At 35.2% G+C, this 17,980-nt stretch carries 16 protein-coding genes; 3 read left to right on the forward strand and 13 right to left on the reverse strand.

Annotated elements, in window-relative coordinates; translation table 11 throughout:
* Positions 1–89: 89 nt before the first annotated feature.
* The 5 genes from ACQCPR_RS12350 to sppA all read right to left on the reverse strand — a co-directional run bounded on the left by ACQCPR_RS12350 (position 90) and on the right by sppA (position 4,482).
* Positions 90–1,280: an acetate kinase gene (locus ACQCPR_RS12350; protein WP_427137137.1), complete on the reverse strand. Its 1,191-nt coding sequence runs from the start codon at positions 1,278–1,280 to the stop codon at positions 90–92.
* Positions 1,281–1,342: 62 nt separating this feature from the next.
* Entirely contained in the window at positions 1,343–2,287 is a 945-nt protein-coding gene (locus ACQCPR_RS12355) for a class I SAM-dependent methyltransferase (protein WP_269921603.1), read from the reverse strand.
* 49 nt (positions 2,288–2,336) lie between these two features.
* Entirely contained in the window at positions 2,337–2,843 is a 507-nt protein-coding gene (gene tpx / locus ACQCPR_RS12360; protein ID WP_427137138.1) for a thiol peroxidase, read from the reverse strand.
* A 34-nt stretch (positions 2,844–2,877) separates the two neighbouring features.
* A complete protein-coding gene (locus ACQCPR_RS12365) occupies positions 2,878–3,456 on the reverse strand; it encodes an RDD family protein (RefSeq protein ID WP_427137139.1) in 579 nt (192 codons plus the stop codon).
* Between the two features lie 12 nt (positions 3,457–3,468).
* Entirely contained in the window at positions 3,469–4,482 is a 1,014-nt protein-coding gene (gene sppA, locus ACQCPR_RS12370) for a signal peptide peptidase SppA (protein WP_090564274.1), read from the reverse strand.
* 104 nt (positions 4,483–4,586) lie between these two features.
* Between sppA and ACQCPR_RS12375 the strand changes: the two genes are divergently transcribed.
* Positions 4,587–5,387: an NAD kinase gene (locus ACQCPR_RS12375; protein WP_090564276.1), complete on the forward strand. Its 801-nt coding sequence runs from the start codon at positions 4,587–4,589 to the stop codon at positions 5,385–5,387.
* A gap of 33 nt (positions 5,388–5,420) precedes the next feature.
* Here the strand turns inward: ACQCPR_RS12375 and rarD are convergent, their stop codons facing one another.
* The 6 genes from rarD to ezrA form a co-directional block, all read right to left on the reverse strand.
* Entirely contained in the window at positions 5,421–6,329 is a 909-nt protein-coding gene (gene rarD, locus ACQCPR_RS12380; RefSeq protein WP_427137140.1) for an EamA family transporter RarD, read from the reverse strand.
* A gap of 113 nt (positions 6,330–6,442) precedes the next feature.
* Positions 6,443–8,020, reverse strand: a complete 1,578-nt coding sequence (gene mbcS, locus ACQCPR_RS12385; RefSeq protein ID WP_427137141.1) for an acyl-CoA synthetase MbcS — start codon at positions 8,018–8,020, stop codon at positions 6,443–6,445.
* A 257-nt stretch (positions 8,021–8,277) separates the two neighbouring features.
* Positions 8,278–8,481 (reverse strand): alpha/beta-type small acid-soluble spore protein, encoded by a 204-nt coding sequence (locus tag ACQCPR_RS12390; protein ID WP_090564282.1) that lies wholly within the window; start codon positions 8,479–8,481, stop codon positions 8,278–8,280.
* Between the two features lie 82 nt (positions 8,482–8,563).
* A complete protein-coding gene (gene thiI, locus ACQCPR_RS12395; RefSeq protein WP_090564285.1) occupies positions 8,564–9,766 on the reverse strand; it encodes a tRNA uracil 4-sulfurtransferase ThiI in 1,203 nt (400 codons plus the stop codon).
* A gap of 5 nt (positions 9,767–9,771) precedes the next feature.
* Entirely contained in the window at positions 9,772–10,905 is a 1,134-nt protein-coding gene (locus tag ACQCPR_RS12400) for a cysteine desulfurase family protein (protein WP_427137142.1), read from the reverse strand.
* Between the two features lie 118 nt (positions 10,906–11,023).
* Positions 11,024–12,724 carry a septation ring formation regulator EzrA gene (ezrA, locus tag ACQCPR_RS12405; protein WP_090564289.1) on the reverse strand — a complete coding sequence of 567 codons (1,701 nt, stop codon included), beginning with the start codon at positions 12,722–12,724 and terminating at the stop codon, positions 11,024–11,026.
* A gap of 151 nt (positions 12,725–12,875) precedes the next feature.
* Between ezrA and hisJ the strand changes: the two genes are divergently transcribed.
* Positions 12,876–13,673: a histidinol-phosphatase HisJ gene (gene hisJ / locus ACQCPR_RS12410; RefSeq protein WP_427137143.1), complete on the forward strand. Its 798-nt coding sequence runs from the start codon at positions 12,876–12,878 to the stop codon at positions 13,671–13,673.
* 16 nt (positions 13,674–13,689) lie between these two features.
* Positions 13,690–14,169, forward strand: coding sequence for a GAF domain-containing protein (locus ACQCPR_RS12415; protein WP_093496084.1), 480 nt, complete (start codon positions 13,690–13,692; stop codon positions 14,167–14,169).
* A 345-nt stretch (positions 14,170–14,514) separates the two neighbouring features.
* Here the strand turns inward: ACQCPR_RS12415 and ACQCPR_RS12420 are convergent, their stop codons facing one another.
* Positions 14,515–16,536, reverse strand: coding sequence for a hypothetical protein (locus tag ACQCPR_RS12420; protein ID WP_427137144.1), 2,022 nt, complete (start codon positions 16,534–16,536; stop codon positions 14,515–14,517).
* 932 nt (positions 16,537–17,468) lie between these two features.
* Positions 17,469–17,909, reverse strand: coding sequence for a GNAT family N-acetyltransferase (locus ACQCPR_RS12425; protein ID WP_427137145.1), 441 nt, complete (start codon positions 17,907–17,909; stop codon positions 17,469–17,471).
* Between the last annotated feature and the right edge of the window lie 71 nt (positions 17,910–17,980).

Below are 17,980 nucleotides of genomic sequence, written 5' to 3' on the forward strand. Positions count from 1 at the left end.
CATCTAATGTAAACAAGAATTGCATTATTCTCAATAGTTTTTCGTTTGGTCAGTGGTCCCTAAAACTTCTTTATGTCACCTGATACCTCTTACAGCTTTGCAATCCTCACCGTATCTCTAGCTATCATAATTTCTTCATTTGTTGGAATGACGATCACTTTCACGGGAGAGTGGGGATAATTGATGAAAGTTTCTTTCCCGTTTATTTTATTTAAATCTGGATCCATATAAACACCCATAAACTGGAGACCTTTTAATACTTTTTCCCTTATTACTTCACTATTCTCTCCGATACCAGCTGTAAAAATAATGGCATCTACGCCATTCATACGAGCAGCATAGGATCCCATGTATTTATGAATTCGATCGGCAAAAACGTCAAGTGCCAGCTGCGCACGATCATTTCCTTTAGAAGCTTCTCCAACAATATCTCGTAAATCACTAGAGAATCCTGAAACACCTAGCATTCCAGATTTTTTATTAAGAATATCTAGGATACCCTCTGCATCTTTGCCTGTTTTCTCCATCAAATAAGGGATTAAAGCAGGATCAATATTACCAGATCTTGTTCCCATTGTTACACCCGCAAGCGGCGTAAAACCCATGGATGTATCGATTGATTTACCATGTTGAATAGCTGCAATACTTGCCCCATTTCCAAGGTGACAGGATATAAATCGAGTTGTTTCCAACGGTCTATTTAAGAGGACTGCAGCTCTTTGCGATACGTACTTATGTGAAGTCCCGTGGAAACCATATTTTCTTATACCGTATTTTTCGTAATAGTCATAAGGAATTGAGTACAGATAAGAGCTTTCTGGCATCGTTTGATGAAAAGCAGTATCAAAAACTGCTACTGCTGGAACATTTGGAAGCTCCTTTTTAAATACTCTTATTCCAGTAATATTCGCTGGATTATGAAGTGGAGCTAATTCTGATAATTCTTCTAGCGTATCTAGAACCTCTGTAGTTATTAAAACAGAATCACTATACACCTCACCACCATGTACTACTCGGTGCCCAATTCCTTGAATATCATTTAACGAATGAATCACATTCTTTTCTATCAGCATATTCATCAATAATTTTACCGCTTGTTCATGATTGTCCACCTGTTCAATAATATTAATACGTTCATCATTTGTCGACATTGTAAAAATAGGATTTCCTAGACCAATTCTTTCTATTAGTCCTTTAGCAATTACCTGTTCGTTTAACATTTCAAAAACTTGGAACTTTAATGAAGAGCTTCCTGCATTTATTGCTAGAATTATTGGCATAAAAAACGCTCCTTCGTTGAACTAGTACTTTAATTGTACCGTTCAAAGAAGGAGCTAGCAACTCACTTGGTATTCTGTTCTTGCCAAATTTCGATCTTTTTCAAAAATAATTCCATAGCTTCTTTGTTCATCATATTCGGAACCTTCGCTAATAGTACCTCTCTCGGAGCTTTCAAATCACTGCTCTTCTTTTGTAATATCAAAAGACTTTTCTCTTGTCCCTTTGTTTTGAAAATGGAATTTGGGAATTGAATAACAGCTTGAATCCAACCATTCTCTTTGATGAATTCATGAAGTTTCGGTGCTTGTTTAGATTCAAATATAGTATCTGGCACTAAAAAGAATAGATAGCCACCCGGTTTTACATGCTTCATCGACTGCTCCATAAATAAATGATGAGCATACGACATTTCTTCTGTACTGTGGAGGAAGTAGTCCTGTGAAGTTTCCGTATCTGGATAATATCCAACAGGTAGATCGCTTACGACAATATCCACAGGATCAATTAAAAGAGGCTTTAAAGCATCTTGCCTAAATAATCGTATGTCATGCGTAAGGAGTTCACCTGTCTGCGCTGCTAATTGAATTAGTAATTCATCAATTTCTACACCAAATGCATGGTTTTCTGTCGGCAATGCATTCATAATAGTATATAACAAATTGCCAGTTCCTAATGCAGGGTCTAGAATTGACAATTCCTTTCTATCTTTCGTCATCTCTTTTACAAAATAACTTACTAATAATCCGATTGCATCTGGTGTCATCTGATGATTAACCTGAGCCGACTTCTTCATGCCTTTTAATATAGCTAATTGTATAGCTTTTCGAATTTCTTCTTTGCCTGCGTCTATTATAGATGGCCTTTTTTTATCAGATAACCAAAGTTCGAGTGCATATACTACACCTTCTAAATACGTTGCAGAAGCTTCGTTCTCGATGTAACTGCTCTCTTGATCAATATACGTAAAAATTTGTTCAACATGTGTGTGCATAGTATTATCCCTCATAGTAAAACCCACTCCTTACTTCAGAGTGGGCTTGCATTATTTTAGTTAATTAATTCGTTAAGGCTTTTACTGCTTCTAATGCTTTTTCATAGTTTGGATGATCTGTTCCTTCTCCAACATATTCAGCATAAGTTACAACATCGTTTTTATCTACTACAAATACAGAACGAGCTAATAAGCGTAATTCTTGCATTAGTACTCCGTATGATTCTCCAAATGATGCATCACGGTGGTCAGATAAAGTTTGGATTGCTTTAGCAGCATTAGCACCACACCAACGTTTTTGAGCGAAAGGTAAGTCCATTGAAACAGTTAAAATTACAACATCATCACCTAAACTAGCAGCCTCTGAGTTAAATTTGTTAGTTTGTGTAGAACAAACTCCAGTATCAAGGGAAGGTACTACACTGATTAAACGAATTTTACCAGTTGAATCTTGTAAAGTCACGGGTGATAAATCATTTGCTAGCACTGAAAAGTTAGGTGCCTTTTCCCCAACTACCACTTCTTTACCAACTAATGTTACAGGATTATTTTTAAATGTTACTTCTGCCATAATATGTAGCCTCCTTTTTCATACCTTCATCTTACTAGAATACGTTCGGCTCATGCAACTCTTTTGCAACAGCATTTTCATATGCTACTTTCTCTTTTAAATCATATACAGATTCATGTACAACTAATGTATCAGCGATAAAATCATGTACACCTTGTTTTTTAGGTGTGAAAGCTATAACTAAATAAGGGATATTCAACGGGATTATAGAAATTAAACGACCAACCCACTCCCTAAATAATACAGTACCCCATTTTAGTTTTCCACCATCTTTAGATATAACACGAATGCCAAATACCATTTTTCCAACAGTCTGACTACAGAGCTTCGTCATCAACACAAAATACCCGTAGAAGATAACTGCTGTGATGACCGTAAAGGGTGCATACCACTCAGAATTATTTAACTCTAATGAAAACAAACGAAAAATAGGTTTGATCAATAACATTCCTATTGAAGCTAAAACGAGAATATCTACAGTATATGCCCAAAAACGAATCCAAAAGCCTGCAGCCTTCTGTTCATATTGTGCAGTTCGATGAACAATTACTTGCTGGGTTGCAGAGGTGTTCGCTTGCACATGCTGCTCTTCTGTTTGTACAAATTCACTCATCTAAAACCCTCCTTATTCATTCCCGTATAAATACATCATTTTTGGGGAGCTATTTTCTGTGATTAACTGTGCAATGAGCTTAGATTCCATGTCTAAACCTAAGAAAGATTGTGCTTTCACTGCAAACAACGAAGCGAAATTTTGTGAGTATCCATATTCAAATACTTCTGCTTTCTCTAAGTTATGGTCCGTTTTTATAGCTTGAACAACGTCCTCTAAAAATCCATAATCATCAGCTAATCCAGATTCGATTGCTTGACGGCCATTTAAAATTCTTCCGTCAGCAACTTTCTTAACATCCGCTTCCGTCATATTTCTACCTTTTTCGATAATATCAACGAAGTCCTCATACGAGTCGTTTAACATTTCTTGAAGCATCGTTCTTTCTTCTTCTGTCATTTCTCTAGTAGGACTCATAATATCTTTGTATGGTCCTGATTTAATAGTTACAAATTCCACACCATATTTTTCTGCTAACTTACCATAGTTAACACTTTGCATGATTACACCAATTGACCCTGTCATTGTTTCTTTATTTACAAATATTTTATCTGCAGGAGCCGAAATGTAATAACCTCCCGAGGCAGCCATACTACCCATTGAAACATATATTGGTTTTTCAGTTTCTTCTTGAATTTCAATGATTTCTTTATAAATTTGTGCTGATTCGACAACTCCACCACCAGGTGAATTTACTTGTAATACAATTGCTTTTACCGTTTCATCAACTTTTGCTTGCTCTAGTTGTTGTAAGAAAAATTGATGATTATATCCTTCTGCTGCAAAAAGTGAACTTGCACTCCCTGTATCTTGTATTGTCCCATCTACTGTAAGTAGTGCAATTCGTTCGTTCATACTGCCTTCTTCTACAACGGTTTCAAAGAATTCTGAGCTAGAAGCAGATGCAAATTCATCTAAATACGATGTCCAATCTGTTGAAAATGCTGTTGAAACGGTATTGACGAATATCGAAATAAGTAATAATAATGATGCTCCCAAAATAGCAAACCAGCGTTTCATATTCATATGTACAATTCCTCCTTTAATACTTCTCTTTACATACGTAAAGAATATCTAAATGTTTCACGAAATGGTAAAATAAATATATACAATAGTAAAGGAGAATGTTTATGGCCTCCAAAAACGCAATATATTTATATACTAAGAATGACACAAAATCTTTACAAAGAAAAGACAGAATCGCCGAAGCAATACATAGTCACGGTTTTAGGGTTGTTGAAGACTCCGGGCTTGCTTCCATAATCGTCAGCATTGGTACGGATGGCTCCTTCCTACAAGCAGTTCGTAAAACTGGATTTAGACAGGATTGTTTGTATGCTGGTATTTCCACAACGGATACACTCAGTATGTACTGTGATTTTTTAGCAGATGATATAGATGCTATGGCTGAAGCGGTTCTTACTAAGAATATTCAAGTTCGGAAATATCCATTGATAGAAGTTTCGGTAAATAATCACCCGAAATTTTTATGTCTAAATGAATTTACGATTCGCTCAAACATTATTAAAGCATTTGTATTAGATTTAATTATTGACCACAAGCATTTTGAATCCTTTCGAGGCGATGGCATTGTAATATCTACTCCAACAGGTAGCTCAGGTTATAATAAATCATTGAATGGTGCGGTAGTTGACCCGCTTCTTCCATGTTTTCAAGTTGCAGAAATTGCTTCTGTTAATAGTAACGAATATAGAACTCTAGGCTCATCCTTTATATTAAGTGGGGAAAGAACACTAGAGCTCCGCTTACATAAGGACTGGAATGATTACCCTTCGATGAGCACTGACAACGAGGCACTTAGTATTCAGCATGTTGAAAGTGTAACAATTTGTTTGAGTGATAAAGTTATCAAAACTGTTAGACTGAAGAATAATAGTTATTGGGAAAAAGTGAAAAGATCGTTTTTATAATTTGAATCCGATGTGTAAAAACAGATAGTTCCGTTATACAACGGAACTATCTGTTTTTCTTACTTGCATTATCTTAGATATTGTAAACAATATTAGTGCAAGCCAAATACAAGAAAATGATAAAAATTCTATTTTGCTAAATGCTTCATCGTATAATAATATCCCAACTAGCAACATTATTGTCGGTGCTATGTATTGAAAAAATCCTGACATATATAGTGGCATTGTTTTCGTTCCCTTAGCAAATAATATTAATGGCACAGCAGTTGCAACACCAGTGAATATGAGTAGAATGACAGTACTTGCATTTGATGTAAAAAATACTGCCTTATCTGAAACCACAAGATAGACAAAATAGATTAACGCAAAAGGTAAAACAAAAAAAGTTTCAATCGTTAATCCTCGTAGTGGATCAATTTTAATACTTTTCTTTATTAGACCGTATAAGGCAAATGTTATGGCAAGCGTAAATGCTATCCATGGAACTTCGCCATAAGAAACAGTTAAAATAATTACACCTATAGCAGCAAGCAGTACGGAAAACTGTTGAGCTCTTGATAATCTCTCTTTTAAAAATATTATCCCCAGTAAAATGGAAAGTAGTGGATTTATATAATATCCTAAACTTGTCTGTACGATAAAACCAGCATTCACTGCATATATGTATGTAAACCAATTTCCTGTTACTAGATAGGAAGCTACAAATAGCCCCCAGAAAGATTTTTGGTTTGCCCATAAGTCTTTCAGATCTATTTTCAACTGCTTAAAATTTCTACCTACAATTACTAACATTAGTGTAAATATAAATGACCAAATCACCCTACCTGAAAGTATTTCATCACTTGAAACATGCTCTAATAGCTTCCAGTAGATTGGCATGAACCCCCATAAAACATATGCCAATACTACAAATACAATTCCTTGTTTTTCTTCTGTACCCATTTTGACACCTCTTTACTTTGTAACTCGAAACATTAAACCATTATATTGCTTTAAATTACTAAAGTAAATAAGAAAACACGGAGAGATAATTTCTCTCCGTCTTTTCTTATTACTTACTGTTTACTCTGTTCTTTCTGTCGTAATTCCAATCTCCTAATTTTACCAGAAGTTGTTTTCGGTAATTCTTCGATAAACTCAATTTCCCTTGGATATTTATATGGAGCAGTTATTTGTTTCACATGATTTTGTAGTTCTTGTATTAAAGCTTCAGAACCCACTGTAGATGTATCACGTAATACAACAAATGCTTTAACAATGCTTCCTCTTTCAGGATGTGGTTTACCGACTACAGCGCACTCTTGTACTGCTGGATGTTTCGTCAATGCATCTTCTACTTCAAATGGACCAATCGTGTAGCCTGAGCTGATAATAATATCGTCTCCACGACCTTCAAACCAGAAGAAACCATCCTTATCTTTTTTCGCCCGGTCACCTGTAATATAGTAGTCCCCTCTGAATTGCATTGAGGTTCTTTCAGGATCTTTTAGGTATTCCTTAAATAACGCTGGTGTTTCTAGATGGACAGCTATATCTCCAACTTCTCCAGGTGGACAAATTTGACCAAGGTCATCGATAATGTCAACTGTATTTCCTGGCGTTGGTTTGCCCATTGATCCAGGTCTTGCCTCCATGCCCTTCATCGTTCCAACAAGTAACGTATTTTCAGTTTGCCCATAGCCATCTCGCACTTCTAAACCAAATACTTTTTCGAAGGTTTCTATTACCTCTCTATTTAATGGTTCCCCAGCAGAAACAGCACTATGGATAGAAGACAAATTATAATTGTTTAACGTATCAACTTTCGCCATAATTCGGTACTCAGTAGGTGTACAACAAAGAACATTCACTTCCTTCTTTTCAATAATCCTCAAGTAGGTATTGGGTTCAAACTTGCCGTTATATACATAGCCGACTGCACCACTACCTAGTGTCGCTAAGAAGGGACTCCAAATCCACTTTTGCCAACCAGGGCTTGCTGTTGCCCATACCACATCACCTTCTTGAATCGCCAACCAGTTTGGTCCTGAAGTACGTAAATGCGCAAAAGCCCATCCATGTGTATGCACAACACCTTTTGGATTTCCAGTAGTACCACTTGTATAAGAAAGGAATGCCATGTCATCCTTTAACGTATCAATAGTTTGAAATTCATCTGATTCAGCTTGTATTTCTTCCGTCAACGAAATCCAATTGTCTTTCTTATTACCGATTGCAAATAATAGTCGCTTATCTAAATTACGAACTTCATTAAATTGATCAAGGAATGGCTCATAGGCAATAATTGCCTTTGCTTCACTATGTGTCAAACGGTATTCAATATCCTTTGCACGAAGCATTTCAGAACTTGGGATAACAACAAGACCAGCTTTCAATGCAGCTATATATATTTCATATGCTTCGATTAAACGGGGTACCATTATTAGTACCACGTCTCCTTTTTGAAGACCTTTATGGGTGAACAAATTGGCAATTTTATTGGCTTTCTGTATTAAATTCTTGTATGTACTTTTTTTCTGTTGTCCATCTTCAGATTCCCATATTAACGCTAATTTTTCTTCATCTACTGCGTACTTTTCAAATTCTGTCACTAGGTTATAATGTGCGGGGGCAATTAAATCTTGTTTGTTCATTAGATCTCCTCCTTTTACTATTTTAATTATAGAGGAAGATCAGCCCTTTTGGTAAACAAAAGATAAAATTTTCAGATATTTTGCGCAAATGGAAATTAGACATTCACTTTTTAGAATGTAACTTAAATGTGCAAATGCGGATTTTCACATCCTTGGAGACTATTTAGCAATTTACTGTTTACTCTAAATAACTTTCCAATCCTGAGTACCATCTAAATGAAAAACCGGTAGCATAAGCTACCGGTTTTTTTGTTCAATTATTTTTGAAATCCATTCATTTGTTGTTGGGCTTGGGCAACCAATCGCTTCGTAATTTCTCCGCCTACGGATCCGTTGGCACGCGATGATGCTTCACCACCAAGTTGTACTCCAAACTCTTGAGCGATCTCATATTTCATTTGATCTAATGCTTGTTGTACACCAGGTACTAGAAGTTGATTTGAGTTATTATTGTTTGGCATGTTCCTCACCTCCTTGTGAAATTAGATTGTTCATTTTCGTCTAATTCATACACAGGGAGGAAAAGGTATTTTTTACTAATTGTTAAAGAAGACTTGAAAATTCATTCGACTTTCTCATTGGGAATGAAAGAACTTCTCTATTTTGCACTGCTTCTGTTATTAATTCGTCAAAATCCTTAAAGCTTTCGTAATACTCAACCTTCTCAAGCTTTGGTTTTGTTTTGGGACAGGATGGTGTAAAAATAGTACAACAGTCTTCATAAGGCAAGATGGAAGTTTCATACGTCCCTATTTCCCGGGCAATATCAATAATATCTAGCTTATCCATAGAAATAAGTGGTCTGAAAATTGGTGTAGATGTTACAGCATTAATGGCAGTTAAGCTTTCTAATGTCTGGCTTGCAACCTGGCCTAAGCTCTCGCCAGTAACAATTCCTAATGCTCCTATTTCTGCACGGACTAGATCGGCAATTTTCATCATCAAACGTCTAGTTGTAGTCATTGATACATTTTCAGGGATTTGAGCTTGTATACTTTGTTGGATATCTGTAAAAGGTATGACATGAAGTCTCACAGTTGCCCCAAAGTGACTTAACTGATTGGCCAAGTCCATTACTTTCTCTTTCGACCGTTCACTTGTGAATGGAGGACTATGAAAATGTATTGCATCGAGACGAACCCCACGTTTTAAAAGCATATACCCAGCAACGGGGCTGTCTATTCCACCTGATAACATTAATAAGGAACGACCGTTCGAACCTAGAGGCATTCCACCCGCACCAGGAATTACCTGTGCCATCATATAGACAGCATCATTTAACACTTCAATTCGTAAATCGATTTCTGGCTTTTTCATTTGAACTTTTAAAGTAGGGTTTTGTCTTAATACATTACTCGCTACCACACTTTGCAGCTCATAAGTGTCTAATGGAAAAAACTTATCAGTGCGTTTTACAGTAACCCGAAACGTTTTATCTTGGCTTTCTAAGCTATCCATTATTTTGAGTGCAGTTGCTTGAATATCATCTAAGTCTTTTGAACAAGAAGCTACTGGACTAAATGATTGAATTCCAAATATTTTAGGCAAACGTTCGATTAACGCATGAATTTCGGAATCATCTGATGATGTTAGAAACATGCGATCTCTTTCAGCTTGAATCTTAATATTAGGCAAATCTACAAATGAAAACCTTATATTATTGCGTAAATGTGATATAAATTGCTTTCTATTTTTACCTTTGGTAGATAATTCACCGTATCGTACTAATATTTTTTCCCACTTCATGCTTTTTAATCTCCTTTAATTACATTCATTACATGCTTGAATACATTTTTAAATTGGTCTACTTCTTGCTGGGTACTAATGGTGCTAAGACTTATTCTTAATACACCTTTAATATAATCGTCTGAAATGTGCATAGCTTTTAATACATGACTTGTTTTCGTTTGTCTAGATGAACATGCACTACTAGTGGAAACAATAACATCTTGTTGCTGTAACGCATTAATTAGTACTTCTCCCTTCATTTTTTTCACCGAAAATGAAATGATATGAGGGGCTTTCTTAGTTGGAGATATTACTTTTATAAAGGAAAAAGACTGTAAAAATTCTATTAAATCATCCGACAGGGATTGTAATTTCACTGCTTTACTCCCCAGATTCTCCATAGCAAGTCTCATTGCTTTTGCTGTAGAGACCGCCAAAGGTACAGAAGTTGTACCACTGCGAATACCTGATTCCTGTCCACCACCGTACAATATCGGTTCTATTTCAATGAATTTTTTTAATGCAAGTAATCCCGAGCCTTTTAATCCGTGTATTTTATGAGAAGAGATGGTTATAGAATCTACATCTAGATCGATAAAATTAACTGGAATTTTCCCGAAACTTTGAACTGCATCCATGTGAATAAGGGCTCTGCTTTTTTTCCTTACAATATTAGAAAGTTCTTCTATTGGTTGTATGGCCCCTGTTTCATTATTCACATGCATAACACTCACCAATACGGTGTCATTTCGTATACTTTTTTTAAATGACTCCAACAAAATGATTCCTTCCGAGTCTACGGGAATCCACTCAACTTCAAATCCTAGTTCATTCAATTTTTTAGCTGCTTCTATAATAGAAGGATGCTCTATTTCAGAAATTAGTACATGCTTACCTCGTTGCTTATATTTTTGAGCTAAACCAAATATCGCAAGGTTATTAGACTCTGTACCACCAGATGTAAAATACACTTTTTCACTCGAGGTTTTTAGTATCGCTGCAATTTGTTCTCTAGCAGATTGTAACAATTCATTTGTCTGATGTCCAAACGTATGAATGGATGCTGGATTTGCCCAAAATTTTTCGTTGACAGTCACGAATGTATTTAATACCTCTGGATGTACTTTAGTCGTTGCACTATTATCAAAATAAATCATTTTCAATACCTCTCCTTTTCGGAAAAAAACCACCGTCACATAGTGAGGTGGTTCACGTTTGTATACAAAATGTGATTTTCAAACATCTACAATTTCATACTGTTTTTAAATCGTATGATTATGTACGCCAAGCGTCTTCTTTCACTAATGCATCAATTTTCTTTAAAGCTCCTGGTTCTACCTCTTCGACTGCTGTTGCTGCATCTTCTAAAGCCTTAGAATAACGTAATTGTCTAAACGCTTCCTCTGCTTCTAGTAGTCGCGCATGAATTTCCGGATGACTTGCACGATAGCGGTTACCGTATTGGATGATTCTCTCTGTCAGTAACACATTTTCTAACATTTCTTTCGCTCTGTTATGTACTTCCTCCATACATGCCTCTGCTTTTTCTAAATAATTATCTACTAAAGACATATTTAGAGGCACTTCCTGGAGACTTTGCATTGCTACATAAATATGCTCTTCTGCTTCTTCTAAACGAACGTCCATATCCTCTGGAATTCCAGGAATATTGGCTTTTTGTAACATGCGGTCGGTATCATGTAACATATCTTTAAGTTCATCTAGTTTTTCACGCGCACTATTTTCATCGATGCGAAGGTTTTTCAAGCGATTTGCAAATCGGTCCTGCTCTTCATATAGACGATCAATTTCTTCAGCAATTTCATTTAACTCTTCTTGTAGGCTTGAGTATGCAGATTGTTCTTCTTCTACCCGGCTAGAAAGCAATTCATACTTCTTCTCTAATTCCTCCAGCTCTTTTAAACAGCTTTGTGGAATTTCCGCTTCTTTTTCTGGTAGACGATAGCTCTGTTGTACATATGCAGCCTCTTCACTAACAGCACGAGTAACAGATGTAACTTCACGTAAACGTGTGCCAGTTTGTTCTTTGTATTGATCAACATATTTTTTTGCAATTACTTCTTTTTCCAATAAATCATAGAAAGTGTCCAATTCGTCTTTTAACTCTTCTACTCTACTTATTGTTTTACCGACGTTCAGTTCAATGATTGCTTGTTTTAACTCTACAAGTTCTGTTTCTATAGAATCCAATTTTTTATTCATTTCAAGATGCTGTAAGTAATAAGAACCTTCTTCCATTTCTTTTTGCCCATTACGTAATTCATGAATAATGGCTGGAATTTTATGTTGAATTTCGGAAAGCACTGTAGGAATATCATGTAATTTTGGGAAAAACTTTTGGCCATCATCTTGAACAGTTATAACAAGTTCTCGTGCACTCAAATAATTTCCTGTATCCGTTAGTCTATCAAATTCCTCAAACTGCGGAATGAAGGATTCTAACTTTTGTTCCAAAGCCTTCACTGCTTCTCCAAAGGAATACTGATGTGCAAGAAGTGTTTTTCTAGCTGCACGATGCTGTTCCTTCAATTGTTCCATCTCGATACGGTTTTTTTCTTCACTACCGATTAGTTCCTCGAGTTCAGTTAAAATTTCAGACATTTTTTTATCACAAAGAGATATTAACGTTTGAATTTCTTTTTCAATTTTAGTCGCCTTTGGGAATATAAACCTATCTATACTTTCTTCCGCGTCAAATAATAGAACATCGATTTTGGGCATATGCACATCCATTACCTCTGTCCATGCATTTCTCCACCGTTCAAACATTTCCTCTGTTTGACCATTCATATTCAGTTGTTTTACTTTTGTCATTTCTTCTAAGATCGGTTTGTTTTGAATTTGATGTTTCTCATGTTCTAATCTCTCTATTTCTGCGTTATGTTTTCGTCTTATGATAAATGCAAAAATTGCAATTACTAAAAGTATAATGACTGCTGGGATGATATACTTCATCGTAAGCCCCCTGTTCCAAATTCAAAAAGTTCTATTTCCAATGTTACTCTATATCTTACCATGCTTTTTATGTTATTGTTTCATAAAAGAAGAGAAAAGCAATTAATTCTTAAAAAAACTTATATTTCTATAATTTGGAGGCTGATTTCTGTTGAAAAGGAATGGACATATCCACACACCTTATTGTCCACATGGGACAGAAGATTCCTTTCATTTGTATATTGAACAAGCAATTCAAAGTGGCTTTGAGGCAATTACCTTTACTGAACATGCTCCCTTACCTTTAGGTTTTATCGATCCTACACCTAATAAGGACAGCGGGATGAGCTTGAACCAATTGGAATTTTATATTTCCGAGTTACAAAAGTTGAAAAAAGAATATAACCAGGATATTGTTATTTCTACGGGTTTAGAAATCGATTTTATAGCTGGATTTGAGCAAAATACTACATCTTTCTTAAATACATATGGGAAATACTTAGATGACTCTATTTTATCAGTTCATTTCCTAAAATATGAAGATGATTATACTTGCATTGATTTCTCTAAATCTACATTTTTAAAATTCGTTGACCGACTTGGTACCCCAATGTCTGTGTATAAATTGTATTATAAAACACTAATGGATTCAATAACGAGTAATCTAGGTCATTTTAAACCGAAGAGGATAGGACATATCACGTTAGTCCACAAATTCCAACATACCCTTACCGAAAGAGTGCAAGACCATGAAAATATAGTAGCTATTTTGATTGAAATCAAACAACAGCGACTAGAACTTGATGTAAATACTGCTGGTTTAGCCAAGCCTCATTGTTTAGAAATATATCCACCTCTGCCTTATATAAAACTAGCGAAGGAACTCGAGATTCCTCTTGTATTTGGATCTGATGCACACCAAGCAAAAGATTTACATCAGTTTTATAATGAAATAAGTAACTTACTATAGAATGGAGAATGTAAATATGTTCACAAAATCAATCTACTCTGAAGATTTAACAGCTAATTACACTATGCTTTCCAAACAATTAGATGCTCTTTTAACTGGAGAGACAAATGCAATTGCAAATTTAAGCAATGCTTCTGCACTATTAAATCAATTTTTCGATCAGATTAATTGGGTTGGGTTTTATTTAATGGAAGATGGAGAACTTGTACTGGGACCATTCCAAGGGTTACCTGCATGTGTTAGAATTCCACTTAGTAGAGGTGTTTGTGGAGCAGCAGCTTCAAAACAAGAAACAGTTATTGTCCCAGATGTACACGCTTATCCAGGCCATATTGCATGTGATGCAGCATCACAATCTGAAATTGTAGTTCCTATAGTTAAAAATGGTGAACTGGTAGGGGTCCTAGATATCGATAGTCCTATTAAAGATCGATTCACTGAGCAGGATGCAGAAGGCTTGGAACAATTTATTAAAATATTGGTTAAGCATATATAAACAAAGGCTGTGCCAATATATTGACATTAGAGGGGAATTAGGACCGTTTAGTAGGTCCTACGTTTTTCAATGCAAGACTGGCCTAAATATTATTAATCCACTTTCAGAATACCTTCTAGAAGATAAAGATGGACATTACGGACCTTTACTATCAGCAATGTCCTCTACAAGGTGATTAAAAGGAATTATATAAAATAAAGAGCACTTAACTATACGTTAGGTGCTCTTCCTCTTTGATTAAAACAACTGTTCGTCAAATAACAAACTATTATTGTTCACTTGGATAACCTATTTCAACTTTAATAGAATTACAGTAGCTACTTCATCCTAAAATTTTTACATTCTTTATATGATAATTTCTATTTCCAAACCACCGTGAGTCATATTCTCAAAAGGAACATGATCTGATTCTTTTGTTTGTTTTATACCTATCGTAACAATTGAATTCGAAACATGATGACTGTAAATATAATCTATTGAATGACTATCTGATGTTAGTCCATTCTCTCCTGTTTGAGAGAATTTTACCAATGGTACAATGCCGGGAGAGACATGTTGAAGCTTGACCACTAACCCCTTAGGATTGCTCTCAACTAAAGAAACATAAGGTTGCCCGCTCTTAAATTGAATGCTCCCATTTCCATTATTTGCTGCCAGGCTAAATACAATCGGCTGACTCTGAAGAGGCTGGAATACTGCATTACCGCCTACTAGTGTATTATGTCCAACCGACCCAGTTGTTTCTGCAGTGAGTGGTACTCCTTCATCCCCCATCTTGATCGTATTTCCAACTACCCCTACATCCTTACAATTCCATATCCTTAACCCATATTGAGTTAAAGAATTAGGAGTTTTAATCGTGTTGCCTTGGACCGATCCATCCTGTAAATTTCGGACTAATATTCCTCCTGTTATTCTTGGATGTTCTACATCTACTATATTATTAGTCACATTCCCACCAAAGTTTGGTTGAGTAGGAATGGAATATCCAGCATAAATCACATATGGCTCAAAGATGGTGTTTGCAATGTCCAACTCATCTGGAACTCCGTGAATGATATTCCCATCAACAATCAATCGATCAAATGAACCTACAAAAATAACTCCGTCTGTACCAAAGCAATTTTCAACATGATTATTGGTCACTATGGCATTCGTCTCTTGATTGACTTTCGTTTGCCTTTGTACTCCTCCAATATAGATAGCTCCTAATGGATTTTTAGCATAACCACAATTTTCGATTTTATTGTTAGCTATAATACAGTCCTTTGAATATTGCTCTACATTAGTCCACTTATAATAGACCCCTCCAACCATGGAATCAGATATAAGATTATCTGTTGCTATTAAACCACCGCCAGCATGGCCATCTATAGCTTTACGTTTATTTCCCCTAAGAGTACACCCACTTATTAAAAGATCGTTGGCTTTTGAAAACAACGTACCCAGTGAATTGATCCCGTAGCCAGGGTCTACATAAGTATGTTGTTTGGAGGCATGCGGATGCCCTGCCCTATCACTTATACTATTTATTACCCGCGGTCTTTCTACTGCCGAGAATACATAATTGCTAGAATAATTATCATGAGCATTACATTCTATAAAAGTTATGTTTGCATTATCTCCGTATTCTAAATCGGTTGGTAGATAGTCCCCTAAATGTCCTACCGAAAATCCTGAGTAATTAAATCCGCTACTTTCACAAGCTCTGAAGATAATATTATTACAACCACGATGTACTAAAACTCCACTTCCTACATTCCCTATAAATCCTCCGCCAAATAATCCGAATGGTTGACCATCATTTCTAGCACGTGCACTCGTATCGAAGCTATTATTTTTTCTATAATTCCAAAATCCAGATGTTGGATAGCCCCCAGCAGAAGTACCTTTTTCCCCATAACCAGTTACAGGATCTATTTCAGGGAACTCACCATATCCCTCAAACTTGATACCTTCAATAATACAATCCTCACAAAGCTGAAGCTCTAATATTCCCTGTGCATGAGTTCTTGTGAATAAAACAGCACCATAACCTATTAAGTGAATTCGCTTCTTACCTCTCAGCAGCAGACAAGGCTGATCATTGTTTGGAAAATCATTTAGCTTTGTATTCTTCTCTAGCCAATAATTTCCTGGAGGTAAAATCAGGGTATCACCATCATTTGCATGATTAAGAGCTAACTGTATTAAATCCTGTATTTTAGTCCGCCCAGTTGTGTCTGCCTTTATAGTCTTAGCCGTTCCACCTTCTATTTCATCTAACATTTCAAAATTACGTGTTATCCCCTGAAGGAAATCCTTTGAAAGTTTGTCCTCGATATTGGTTGGAATATAATATTTTTTCTTGGGTGTATAATTTGTCATTTTTTATATCTCCCCTTAAATTATTTTTCTAAGAACTGTAGGCTTTCACGATTTTTTATTCAATTTTTTGTAAGAATGAATGGTTACTATTTAAACAATGGGAACAATCTTCTAACCTCCTCTAATAATCTATTAATAGTTATAATATTCCATTTTCCAATAAAAAGGTAAAGAGAGAAGTTATAATTTCCTCCAAAACAAATCTTAAGAATTAATTTTTAAAAGTTATTCTATGACACTTACACTACCACCTAAGGAAAATAGTGGTTAAATTGATAGGGTGAAAAAAGAGAATCTCTAAGTACTATTTTCTAAAAAAATATCCTGCTATTAGTGAATGTAATATTCCAAACATCAGAAACGCTTCTAAGATACACTCCCCTTTCAATATTTTTCTTTAATTAATCTTAAAAATTAACTCAGACTAGACTAATTTCCTTGTTTAGTACACTAAGTTCTATAAAAAAACGTTAATCCTTCTCGAATTAACGTTTCTATCTATATTAAGTAATAATTTTAAGCCAGGTTATTATTCGAATAATCTCGAACGGTTTAAACCAAGTAAATAAAAAGAGAATAATAAAAAAAGAAATAACGGATATGTATTTCATACTTCCTTTTTCTTCTTTAAAGATAGCTATAAAACTAAATATACCTCCCATTAATAAACCTATTGCACCTATAAGTAGGAGGGGTTCAAAATAGCTCTCTATTATCCAGGTTAATACAAAAAATAAACTCCCCAATACAATAAAGGCAATTGACCGCATGCTGAACGGAACCATAATACACCTCCAAGGTCATTTTCTTAATATGACTCTATGTAGCATAAAAAGTTCCAATTCTTTCTTTCAAATTATTTTTAATGTAGTTAAGTTTCTTCAATGAAAATATTCCATAAGCTGTTCTTATTTTTAATGCTAATGCTTATTTTATAAACTTTTTTCAAGAATAATTTTATGCAATCCTTTTTCATCGGTATATGTCTCAATGACATCAAATCCATTTTTTATATTCAAAACTAACATACTGCGCCATCTGTTCATTGTTTTTGTTTGTACAAGACTATAACCTTTTTCCCTTAAATAGTTGTGTTGTTTTTCCATTATGGTAGAACCAATCCCAAATTCACGAAAATTAGTAGCCACCCCGCCTAACCAACTATAAAATTTAGCATCATCTATTGCATATCCAATCTTGTACCCTATAACTTTTGCACCACTCATAGCAGCAATAACTAATAATCCAGGCTTATTTGCCATTTTGTTCGTTAAATCATCAGAAGTACCAAAAATATCTGTATGCAATTCAATGATTCTATCTAATAAAAGTCTATTAGGTAACGAGTCAAAGATAAGATAATCAATCTTCAATTATATCTCTCCTTTCATTCCACTTACGTAATAAATCGATTTCAATTTAGCTATTAAAACTCTGCATTTTA

This window comes from Psychrobacillus psychrodurans, from assembly GCF_050209195.1.
Lineage (GTDB): Bacteria > Bacillota > Bacilli > Bacillales_A > Planococcaceae > Psychrobacillus > Psychrobacillus psychrodurans.